The organism is Labrenzia sp. CP4, from assembly GCF_001579905.1.
Classification (GTDB): Bacteria; Pseudomonadota; Alphaproteobacteria; order Rhizobiales; family Stappiaceae; genus Roseibium; species Roseibium algicola.
In genome coordinates this window covers 1,119,494-1,131,441 of sequence record NZ_CP011927.1, presented here as the reverse complement: position 1 = coordinate 1,131,441, position 11,948 = coordinate 1,119,494, and the positions used below count along the sequence as shown (strand labels likewise).

General features: G+C 58.9%; 4 protein-coding genes. 3 read left to right on the top strand and 1 reads right to left on the bottom strand.

Annotated elements, in window-relative coordinates; translation table 11 throughout:
• The first annotated feature begins 66 nt into the window (after positions 1-66).
• On the top strand, positions 67-1,557 hold the full coding sequence (locus ACP90_RS05275) for a TolC family outer membrane protein (RefSeq protein WP_208993460.1): 1,491 nt from the start codon (positions 67-69) through the stop codon (positions 1,555-1,557).
• 54 nt (positions 1,558-1,611) lie between these two features.
• Here the strand turns inward: ACP90_RS05275 and ACP90_RS05270 are convergent, their stop codons facing one another.
• Positions 1,612-7,785 carry a cadherin domain-containing protein gene (locus tag ACP90_RS05270; RefSeq protein WP_062487139.1) on the bottom strand — a complete coding sequence of 2,058 codons (6,174 nt, stop codon included), beginning with the start codon at positions 7,783-7,785 and terminating at the stop codon, positions 1,612-1,614.
• A gap of 177 nt (positions 7,786-7,962) precedes the next feature.
• On the opposite strand from ACP90_RS05270, the gene ACP90_RS05265 reads away from it, so the two are divergent.
• Both ACP90_RS05265 and ACP90_RS05260 read left to right on the top strand, forming a co-directional pair.
• On the top strand, positions 7,963-9,726 hold the full coding sequence (locus tag ACP90_RS05265; protein ID WP_062487137.1) for an ATP-binding cassette domain-containing protein: 1,764 nt from the start codon (positions 7,963-7,965) through the stop codon (positions 9,724-9,726).
• A 9-nt stretch (positions 9,727-9,735) separates the two neighbouring features.
• Positions 9,736-11,922: an ATP-binding cassette domain-containing protein gene (locus tag ACP90_RS05260; protein ID WP_062487135.1), complete on the top strand. Its 2,187-nt coding sequence runs from the start codon at positions 9,736-9,738 to the stop codon at positions 11,920-11,922.
• The last annotated feature ends 26 nt before the right edge of the window (positions 11,923-11,948 follow it).

Below are 11,948 nucleotides of genomic sequence, written 5' to 3'. Positions count from 1 at the left end.
TCTCAACTTACTTTTGATTAACTATAAAATTTTACCTTAAGGGCAGACAACGATCACGGTGCTGCAATGACGACCTTCCCTGCCCCTGCCAAACTGATGCTCGGATTGAAAACCCGCCTTGCCGGTCTGCTGGCAGGCGCGTCACTGATCAGCCTTTCCTTCGCCAGCGCAACCGTATCCGCCCAGTCGCTTGAAGAAGCCATGGGGTCGGCCTACGCCATCAACCCGGGCCTCAAGGCGGAACGGTCGCGTTACGAAGCGACCAATCAGGACGTCTGGACCGCCAGGTCCGAGTTTCTGCCGACGGTTACCGGCACCTACCTGGGGGAACAGAACGCCTTCCGCAGCGAACGCAGCGGCAACAGCGACAGGTCCTTCTTCCACGAGCTGGGCATCTCCATGTCCCAGACGGTGTTTCAGGGTTTCGCGGGTGTCAATCGGCTGAACCAGGCTCATGAGGAAGCGAATTCCGGTCGCAACCAGCTCATTGGCGCCGAACAGACGCTGCTGTTCAACACAGCCGATGCCTATCTGCGCGTTGTTCGCGATCGGGCGATCCTCGCTCACTTGCGGGCCTACACCAACGTGGTGCAACGGGAGGTGAACGCCGCCCGCGCCCGTTACAAGTCGGGAGACGCAACGCGCACCGATATCGAACAGGCGCTTGCCCGTCTCGGTGAAGCGCAGGGGAATTCCGACCAGGCGGTCGGCGACCTCGAAGCCTCCGAGGCTGTCTATGAGCGCCTGACCGGACAAAAGCCGGGCAAGCTCGGCTGGCCTGGCATTCCGCAGACAATCGAGCCCGCCGGTCTGGATGACGCGATCAACGTCGCGCTGCAGAACAATCCGTCCATCCGCGCCGCAACGGCAGATGCAAGGGCCGCACGTTACGCCGCACGCGCCGCAGTCGGCGACATGCTGCCGCGTGTCTCGCTGGAAAGCGAATGGCAAACCGGTTACCAGGGCAACCTTGGCAATCAGGACGAAGAAGACTTCCGCTTTGGCGTGCGCGTCACGGCCCCTTTCTTCACCGGTGGCCGCAACATTGCCGCGGTCAAACGCGCAAACTTCACGGCAGCCCAACAGGAATACGAGCTGGACGACACCCAACAGATCATCCGCGAGAACGTTGTCCGCGCGATGAAGCAGCGGGCTGCCTCAAGGCTGAAGGTCAAGGCGGTAAAGCGCGCGATTGAGGCCAACCAGCGTGCGATCAAGGGCCTGCAGGTGGAATTCGACAGCGGTCAACGGTCCCTGCTCGATGTTCTGGACGGCGAGCGCGAACTATTGCTCAGCAAGGTCGACCATGTCCGGGCACGCTATGACAGCCGCATTGCGGACTTCTTCCTGCTGGCCAACATTGGTCGGCTGGCGCCGCAGCATTTCGGGATCATCGAGGAACGGCCGGCACCGGTCCCGCGCCTCATGCCTGAGTTCAATACCTGGGACCTGCGCCTTGGACCGTCGGAGAACGATGTCTTCCAGTCGACCGTCGTCGAGGTCGTGACCAGCGACACCGTGTTTATCGAGACAGAACCACTGCCTCCGATTCAATAACCGGCAACACAAAAAGCGGGCGTAACAAGCCCGCTTTTTTTGCCTTCCTGCTGATCAGTACTGAACGCCTTCCAGATCCGTGAAGTCGATGCGTCCGCCATCGGCAAACTCGATGTAGCCCCCCGAATCCTGCGAAAGGGTGATCTCGCCCGCCACTGCATCGATGCTCTCGATGGAACCTTCCGTCATGGTGATGGACCAGTCGACACCATAGGTTCCGATATCGGTGCCATCGGCGGCCTTGCTCAGATCGACGATATCGATCCAGCTCCCGCCGGCACCGCCGTAAATGCTGTCATGCCCGTCGCCGAGCATGTAGGCGAACAGATCCGACCCGTCACCGCCGGAAAGAACGTCGTCGCCCGCGCCACCCCGGATCACATCGTAACCAGCCCCGCCATAGATGAGGTCGCTGCCCCCCTGACCCAGCAGGATGTCATTTCCGCCAAGTCCGGAAATGCTGTCCACGAAATCGCCCCCAACAATCGTATCGGCATTACTTGTTCCGACCTCGCACAGGGGCACATCATCAAAGTCGACCACGTCCAGGGTAATTGTCTCGGTATCCGACAAGCCTCCGCTGTCGGTCGCGGTAACGTCTATCGTGATGCTTTGCTCCGTTTCGTAGTCGACTGCCGCGTCATCCTTCAGCTTCAGCAGATAGCTGTCGCCGTTGCTCACGACTTCAAACCGGTCATCCGACACCGTGAAGGTGTGCGTGTCGCCGATATCGGGGTCCACTACCGAAAGTTCGACAAGTTCGACACCTGCCTGATTTTCGGGAACGTGATATTCGTTGCCCGTACAGTCGTCGTCGTGGCCGTGATAGGTCTGACCGTGGACACCGTCATCTTCATGATAGTGTCCTGTTTCCCCGTCCTGGATATGCCCCCAATGGCCATCATGATGATCGTCCCAGTGCTTGTTGCCCTGGTCCGGCCGGTAGATCGCGTTGCCGACGATCAGATCAGGCGGCGAGTTCTCGGTCACACCCGAAGTCACCGTCACGGGGAAAACCGCGCTCGAATGGGATCCGTCACTTGATGTGGCGGTGATCGTCACGTCGATGGTCTCGCCTGCAACCAGCGTTGCACCACTGGCGAGGGTCACCACACCGGTGTCTGCGTCGATATCAAACCGGCTGTCGTCGATGGAATAGGTCACAGTGTCTCCGGCGTCGGCATCTTCCGCGAATGCCGTCAGGCCGATCACCATTCCGGCAGCAGCTGTCGCCACAACCAGATTCTGGGCCGTATCGACATCCCTGACAGGCCCGATCGGCTCATTGTCGTCGGCAGGCTCTTCCGGCTCCACGTCGATGACGTCGATCACGATGGTTTCCGTGTCCGACAGCCCGCCGCTATCGGTAACGGTAACCTCAACGCTCACCTGGGTCTCGGTCTCATAATCGAGCGCCACACCGTCCTTCAGTTTGAGAATGTTCTCACCGTTGATCGATATGACCTCGAAGCGACTATCGGAAACCGTGAAGCTGTGTGTATCGCCGACATCGGGATCGAATACCGACAAGGTACCGATTTCCGCCCCCGGATCTTCTTCATAGACCGCGGCACGAGCAGTGGTTTCGAAAGTTGTCTGGTCAAAGACGACGTCGTCGAAATCCTCGTCACCCCCGCCGGCAATGTCCTCAAAGCCGATCCTGATGCCGCTTTCCACGGTGTAGTCGTAACCATCCGGATTGAGTGACCCGTTACCGGAGAAAAGAACATTGGCATCGGCCCCGACCAGCAGCGTCCCGTCAGGTCCGACGGCCTGCCAGTTCCCCTGACCGTCTTTCTGGAACGTCACCTTGTCACCGGCAAGAAGACCATTGTTCGTGTCTGCACCATCCGGGATCAGGAAATAGCCGATTTCGCTCGCTTCGACGCCTTCCAGATAGAGGGTCGCCGTATCGCCCGGCGTCAATTGGTTCTGGTTGACCCAGACGATTTCGCCGGCCACGGGATTGCCGTTGCCGTCCACGTAGAAGACACCCAGCACATTGCTGTGGCCGGCATATTCCTCGACAAAGGTCAGCGTCACGGAAACGCCCGGTCCAAGTTCCGGATCGAAGTCGAGGTCCGGCGCTTCATTGGCATCGGCAATCGCAATCGTGAAGGTTTCGGTCGAGACTGATCCGTCAGTCGAAGTAGCCGTCACCAGAACATCGATTTCCGGTTCGGTTTCCTTGTCGAAACTTGCCCCACTGGCGACGGTGATCACCCCCGACACCGGGTCGATCTCGAAGCGCGCGTCACCGCTGAGCTGATAACTCACGTTGTCGCCTGCATCCGGATCGTTTGCAAAGGCAGTCAGACCCACGACGGCACCTGCCGCGGCGTTTTCAAGAACCTGGTTTGCGCTGGCATCAATGTCGGCGAGCGGACCGATGGGAGAATTGGTGTCGTCGATATCGATCACGTCGATCACCACGATCTCCGTGTCGGAAAGACCGCCCTGGTCGGTTGCCGTCACCTCAAGGGTCACCTGAGTCTCGGTTTCGTAGTCGAAGGCCTGATCGTCTTTCAATTTGAGAAGGTATCTGTCGCCGGATACGACCACCTCAAACCGGTCGTCCGAAACCGTGAATATATGCGTATCGCCCACATCCGGATCGAATACTGACAAGGGTGCAATCTCTGCGCCGTAATATTCCTCGACGACCGCAGTGCGGTTGTCGGAAACGATGGACACACTGTCGATCAGCGCACCACCCAGGTTATCGGAACCGATCTCAACGAATGTCAGCGTATTGGAGCCGTCGCCGGATCCGCCAACGATGTCATAGGCATAGGCCTGCCAGCCCGTTCCCGTTGTGGCCGGGTCGATCGTGTCGATCAACTCGCCGTTCCAATAGACCTCGGCGACACTTTCCCCCACGCCGCCGCGCGACTTCATGTCGAATGTCAGATGATAGACCTGACCATCAAGCTGCCCCTCTATTTGCTGAGAAGCCCAGCCATTGTTCATGGCTGCAAGGTCCAAATGATGACCGCCGTCTGTCGCGCCGTAACTATTGTGCCCCGCCTCATGCACATCGACGTTGTCGTAGGTCCAACCCTCGATCGAAGTCGGGTTTTCGTACCAGCCGGACCCGGCTGGTCCGCCGTGAACCCCGTCATAGATTTCGAAGCTGCCGTTGACGACAAACTGTTCTGAGCCGTTTTCCAGATGAACGATCAGATCCGGTGCTTCATTGTTGTCTGTCACGGCCACGGTGAAGGTCTTAGTTGAGGAAGAGCCATCCGTTGACGTTGCGGTGACAGTCATCTCGATGGAAGGTTCTGTTTCCGCATCGAACGTCGCGCCATTCTTTACGGTGATGCCACCTGTATCCGGATCGATCTCGAACCTGTCATCACCAGTCAGCTGGTAGGTGACACTGTCCGCCGGATCAGGATCCTCGGCGAAGGCGGTGATCCCGGCAAATTCGCCCCCATTGGCGGTCTCTGAAATGCTGTTGGCTGCCGGGTCGATGTCGTTCACCGGTCCAATATCGAACTCGTTCTCGTCGCCCACCGTGATCCGGAAGATACCGGTCGAGGTTGACCCATCTGTCGACGTCGCTGTGACCTCGATATCGATATAGGGGGTCGTCTCGCGGTCAATCACGGCACCATCGGCAACGGTAATAACGCCCGTATCCGGTTCGATATCGAACCGACTATCGGTGATGGAATAGGAAACTGTATCCGTTGCATCCGGGTCTTCAGCAAACGCCGTCACACCGACAACCGTGCCACCGGCGGAGTTCTCCTGGACGAAGTTGTCGGCTCCATCAACGTCCGTCACCGGACCGATATCGAACTCGTTTTCATCGCCAACCGTGATCCGAAAGATGCCGGTAGAAGTTGACCCATCCGTTGACGTCGCCGTCAATTCAATATCGATAAAAGGCGTCGTCTCGCGGTCAATCACTGCGCCATCGGCAACGGTAATAACGCCCGTGTCCGGGTCGATCTCGAACCGGCTGTCTGTGATGGAATAGGTGACCGTGTCGGTCGCATCCGGATCTTCGGCGAACGCCGTCACACCGACAACCGTGCCACCGGCGGAGTTCTCCCGGACGAAGTTGTCGGAACCATCAACGTCTGTCACCGGACCGATATCGAACTCGTTCTCGTCGCCCACCGTGATCCGGAAGGTCCCGGTCGAGGTTGACCCATCCGTTGACGTCGCCGTCACTTCAATATCGATATATGGGGTCGTCTCGCGGTCAATCACCGCGCCATCGGCAACGGTAATAACGCCCGTGTCCGGGTCGATATCGAACCGACCATCGGTGATGGAATAGGTGACCGTGTCGGTCGCATCCGGATCTTCGGCGAACGCCGTCACACCGACAACCGTGCCACCGGCAGAATTCTCCTGGACGAAGTTGTCGGCACCATCAACGTCCGTCACCGGACCGATATCGAACTCGTTCGCGTCGCCAACCGTGATCCGGAAGGTGCCGGTCGAAGTCGAGCCATCCGTGGACGTCGCCGTCACCTCGATGTCGATATAGGGCGTCGTCTCGCGGTCAATCACTGCGCCATCGGCAACGGTAATCACGCCCGTGTCCGGGTCGATCTCGAACCGGCTGTCTGTAATGGAATAGGTGACCGTGTCCGTCGCATCAGGATCTTCGGCGAACGCCGTCACGCCGACAACCGTGCCACCGGCGGAGTTCTCCTGGACGAAGTTGTCGGAACCATCAACGTCTGTCACCGGACCGATATCGAACTCGTTCGCGTCGCCCACCGTGATCCGGAAGATACCGGTCGAGGTTGACCCATCTGTCGAGGTGGCAGTGACCTCGATATCGATAAAAGGCGTCGTTTCGCGGTCAATCACAGCACCATCGGCAACGGTAATAACGCCCATATCCGGGTCGATCTCGAACCGGCTGTCTGTGATGGAATAGGTGACCGTGTCCGTTGCATCCGGATCCTCGGCGAACGCCGTCACGCCGACAACCGTGCCACCGGCGGAGTTCTCCTGGACGAAGTTGTCGGCACCATCAACGTCCGTCACCGGACCGATATCGAACTCGTTTTCGTCGCCCACAATAATCCGGAAGGTGCCGGTCGAGGTTGACCCATCTGTCGAGGTGGCAGAGACCTCGATATCGATAAAAGGCGTCGTCTCGCGGTCAATCACTGCACCATCGGCAACGGTAATAACGCCCGTATCCGGGTCGATCTCGAACCGGCTGTCTGTGATGGAATAGGTAACCGTGTCGGTCGCATCAGGATCTTCGGCGAACGCCGTCACGCCGACAACCGTGCCACCGGCGGAGTTCTCCTGGACGAAGTTGTCGGAACCATCAACGTCTGTCACCGGGCCAATGTCGAACTCGTTCTCGTCGCCAACCGTGATCCGGAAGGTGCCGGTAGAAGTCGAGCCATCCGTTGAGGTGGCTGTAACCTCGATATCGATGTAAGGCGTCGTTTCGCGATCAATCACCGCGCCATCGGCAACGGTAATAACGCCCGTATCCGGATCGATCTCGAACCGGCTGTCTATGATCGAGTAGGTGACCGTGTCTGTCGCATCCGGATCATTTGCAAAGGCGACTACGCCGACAACGGTACCCCCTGCGGCGTTTTCCGTTACAAAATTTTCGGTGCTGTCGACGTCCTCGACAGGGCCGACCCCGGTGTTCCCACCATCGCCGCCTTCGCCAGCACCTCCGCCTCCGCCGCTGGTTCCGCCGCTGGTTCCGTCACCAACCTGGGAGCCCGATGACTGAATGCCATCGCCGCCCAGATCGAATTGAGACAACGTCGGGTCGAGACCACGCGCTTCCGGAACGGCACCGTCGCCAAGGCCGCCGTCATCGTTTGGATCACCATCGGCGGTTTCGGCCACCTCGGCACCGCCGTCCGGCAGTAGCGTGTCACCGGTTCCAGCTCCGCCCAATCCCTGACCCAGCCCCCCATGCGCACCCTGGCCGTCTCTGCCGCCGTCACCGCCAAGTCCCTCGGCATCCTGGGTTGAAGCACCAGATCCTCGATCTTCGAGGGGCACAGCCTGATAAAGGTTCGCCAAGGTTGCTTCACCGATATCTTCCGGTTCCACGGACAGGGAATAATCATTGCCACCGGCCGGGCGGTAGGGATCGCCTGCTTGAGCCTCCATGCGTGCAGGCGACGGTTCTGATCCGCCGTTGGACTTTGCTGCGGTCTCCGTTGAAGAAGAAACGCCGGGCTTGCCTGCATTCGCTGAAGTATCGGTGTCGGCCATGACTTGCACGTGCTCCGTTAAAACCTGACATCATCACACGCAGGGTTACCTTAATAAAAACCAACTTCAATCTTCGAATTACATGTATAACTTGATGTAATTTTAGAATTTGTGGTATTTTTGGTAAACGGTTTTGAAACAATTACGCGCCTTAATGTATTCAAGGAGGCGCTTACTATGGCATCTTTTATCACTGATACTTTTTCCAGTATCAAACTGCCGCAACTGGAGTTTTTTTCCTCCGAAACCGGAGAAAAAGTATCAACACCGAAACTCCCGCGCTCGGTGGTAACCGCTTCCATCCTGATCAATATCCTCGGTCTGGCGATGCCACTGACCATCTTGCAGGTCTATGACCGGATTCTGCCGAACAAGTCGACCGACACGCTCGTCATCCTGATCGCAGGACTGGGTTTCGTTCTGGTGATCGATGCAGTTCTGAAAACGACACGTTCGTATCTGACGGGCTGGCTTGCAGCCTCTTTCACCCACCAGGCCAACGTCGAAGCAGCCAGACGTCTTCTGCACTCCAGAGCGGACATCAACTCTGAGGCGACAGTCACCAAACACCTGGACTCGCTGCGCTCGCTGCAGGCAATGGGTGACCATTACGGTGGTCAGGCCCGCCTCCTGGCAATCGACCTTCCCGCCAGCCTCCTCTTTCTTGCCGTCCTGTTTCTTATCGGGGGGCCGATCGGCTTCGTGCCGCTTGTTCTCCTGGCCTTGTTTGCCCTGAGAACCGCGGCCTTGAATACAAGGATCGACAGCCTGATCGAAAAACGCGCGGAGCAGGATCAGCGCAAATACGATTTCATATTCGAGGTCCTGTCCGGCCTCAACACCATCAAGGCCATGGCCTTCGAGCCGGTCATCCTGCGCAGGTTTGAACGCCTGCAGACGCAAAATTCTCGTCTTGGCTACGACTATATCGATCTCACCAACCGGGCACGGAATTCCTCCGGGTTCTTCACCGTCCTCACAACGGTCTGCGTGGTGTCGGCCGGGGCTCTCATGGTCATGTCCGGGTTCATCAGTGTCGGGGCGGTTGCGGCCTGCACCCTGCTGGCAGGTCAGGTCGTGCAGCCCCTGCTGCGCGGCATCAACCACTGGACGGACATGCAGCGGGTCAAACATGATTTCCGCGAAGCGCGCGCCCTGTTCGATTTGCCAAAGGAAGAGCGATCAGGAAACAGGAACCTGACAATTGTCGGCAACATCAAGCTGCAAAATGCCAGCTTCGCCGCGCGCAGCGATGCGATCGTGCCTGTCCAGAACCTAAGCTTGACGATCAATGCCGGAGAAACGGTTGCCTTTGAGGGCAGCGACGGCAGCGGCCGAACGACGCTTGCTCGCCTGATTTCCGGTGATATCGAACCGACCTCCGGCAAGGTCATGATAGACGGCCAGGATCTGTACGGTGTCGACCACCGGTATCTGTGCCGGCACATCGCCTACGTCAGCAACGACGCCCAGATGTTCGCCGGCACAATCCTGCAGAACCTGACTCTCTTCGGATCTCGCGCGAGCCCGCAAAAAGCCCGCATGGCCGCTGACCTGATCGGCCTTGAAAAGGACATTCACCTGCTGCCGTTGGGTTACGACACTCCGCTCGGCAACGCGATCGAGGAAAATCTCACCGACAGCATGGTACAGCGCATCGCCATTGCGCGCGCGCTCGCAGGCGAACCGAAGATCCTTATCCTCAACGATGCCAACGGCGCTCTCGACCACAAGAGCGAAGCCCAGCTCGTTGAAGCGTTGAAGCGGCTTAAAGGCCAGTTGACCACGTTGATCGTCAGCCACCGCCCTTCTTTCCGCGCCATTGCCGACAAGCAGTTTCTGATGGAGCACGGCCGGATTAGCGCCTTGCCGGATACGCCGAACACCCCTCGATACAAATTGCGGCGGCGCGAGCCAGCCGACACCAAAAAGCAGGCTTAGGAGCTGAACATGTCCCTGGCGGCTTTTGAAAACGCGGATTCGATCTTTCAGAACCTGAACCCGGCAGAGAGCCGGATGAACCTGGAAACCCGTGTCCAGCAGCATTCAGGCAGTACGATCGACCGCGCGTCTCCGGCAGAGGCCTGTTTGCTGCCCCTTCTGGAAGCCCTCGGATGGGATGGCATGGAACGCCATCTCTTCGAAGCCCTGCCTCACCTTGAAGGCATAAAGGGCATCTTCGACCTTCGCGCCGTACTGACCCGGCTGAACTTTCGGGTCACTCCGACCGGCCGATCCGCAAAGCAGCTGACCGCGGAACAGTTTCCCTGCCTGGTGAAACACGGAGACAATCTACTGGTCGGCCTGGGGCGCACGAGCGACGGCCGGTTCCAGGCCTACAGCGGCGAGGCTCATCGCACAGTCGCCATTGCCTTCAGCGAACTCAAGGATGCCGAGCTCTTCGTGATCGAGCCGGATGACAGCACCGAAAGCGCCGGTTTTCAGCACTGGTCCTCCCGCCTGTTCCATCAGTTCCGGGGCACGGTGCTGTCGATCATGACCGTCGGCCTGCTGTCGAACATCCTGGCGCTCGGTCTGCCGCTCTTTGTCATGAGCGTTTACGACAAGGCTATCGGCGCCAAATCCGTTTCCGTGCTGATCACGCTGCTGATCGGTATTACGCTTGTGCTGATCATGGACTGGATGGTCAGAGGCACCAAATCGCATCTCCAGGCCTACCTGGGCGCCAGGCTCGACGCGGTGGTCGCCAACACCACCTTCCGCCATTTCCTGCATCTGCCGCTCCCCCTGATTTCGTCCGCCCCCATCGGAGCGCAAATCACCCGTCTGAAGCAATTCGACGGCGTGCGGGACGTCTTTCACGGCAATCTCGCTAATGCGTTGATCGACCTTCCCTTCTCGGTGATTTTCGTCATGGTTCTCGGCTTCATTGGCGGGCCGCTGGCACTGCTGCCGGCTGGGCTGCTGGTGCTCTATGTCCTGTCGGCCATGCTCATCGTTCCGCGCATGAAACAGGCAATCAATCAGGCCGGCGATGCAAAGTCGCGCATGCAGAACATCACCGTGGAGATCCTGTCGAAGCGAAAGGCCATCCGGGAACTGTCCGCCGACGACATCTGGGTCGAGAAATACCGGGCGATTTCCGCGGACTTTGCGCTGAAGAACCTGAAGACGAGGCAACTGTCGCAGGTCATGCAAGTGGTCTCGCAGATGTTCATGACCCTGTGCGGCATCGGTGTCCTCGGTTTCGGAGCCGTTCTGGTCATGAACCAGGACCTTTCTCAAGGCGCGCTCATTGCCGTCATGGCCCTTTCCTGGCGTGCGCTCAGCCCGATGCATCAGGCCTTTCTCAGCGTATCGCAACTGGGCCAGGCCCAGCAGACAATCGAACGGATCAACAGCCTTCTGAAAATCGAAATGGAACGCCAGCCCGGCAGGCTGCCGAGCCTGCACCGCCAGTTCCAGGGCACGATCCGCTTTTCCAACGTCGTGCTGCGCTACCCTTCCCGCCAGGAACCGGCCTTGCGCAATTTTTCGCTTCAGATGGAGCAGGGATCCGTAACCGCGATCACCGGCCCGAGCGGCTGCGGCAAGACCTCGCTGGTGCGGGCCGTGCTCGGGCTTTATCGACCCCAGATGGGCGCTGTCCTTGTCGACGATCTCGACATCCGCCAGCTCGACCCGGGCGAATGGCGCAACTCCATCGGCTATGCACCGGAACACCACGATTTCTTCTACGGCACGATTGCGCAGAACTTCCGCATGGCCAATCCGCAGGCGGACAACGATCAGGTTCGCAAGGCCTTCGAGGAATTCGGCCTCAACGCCTATGGCGAGCTTCTGCCCCAGGGTGTGGAGACCCGGTTGACCGGCCAGCTGATCGAAGTGCTGCCGGACAACGTCAAACAGCGCCTGCTGCTGGCCAGGGCCTTCATGCGCCCTGCCCCGATCTATCTGCTCGATAACCCTGCCGGAAATCTGGATTTCGAAGGCGACAAGTTCCTGATGAAGAAGATCGACCAGGTTCGCGGCAAGTCGACCGTCGTCATCACGACCTACCGCCCCAGCCACATGCGCATGGCAGACAACCTCGTCTACATGCAGAACGGCATGGTGGCGATGGCCGGAGCCCCGAAGGACATCCTTGAAGACGTGCTCAAGCAGCAATCGAAATAACGTAAGGGGCCGTCGCCGGCCCGCCG

Bases quoted from the DNA above. Each gene is read 5' to 3' on its own strand.
- ACP90_RS05275 (WP_208993460.1), top strand. From the start codon at position 67: ATGACGACCTTCCCTGCCCCTGCCAAACTGATGCTCGGATTGAAAACC.
- ACP90_RS05265 (WP_062487137.1), top strand. From the start codon at position 7,963: ATGGCATCTTTTATCACTGATACTTTTTCCAGTATCAAACTGCCGCAA.
- ACP90_RS05260 (WP_062487135.1), top strand. From the start codon at position 9,736: ATGTCCCTGGCGGCTTTTGAAAACGCGGATTCGATCTTTCAGAACCTG.
- ACP90_RS05270 (WP_062487139.1), bottom strand. From the start codon at position 7,785: ATGGCCGACACCGATACTTCAGCGAATGCAGGCAAGCCCGGCGTTTCT.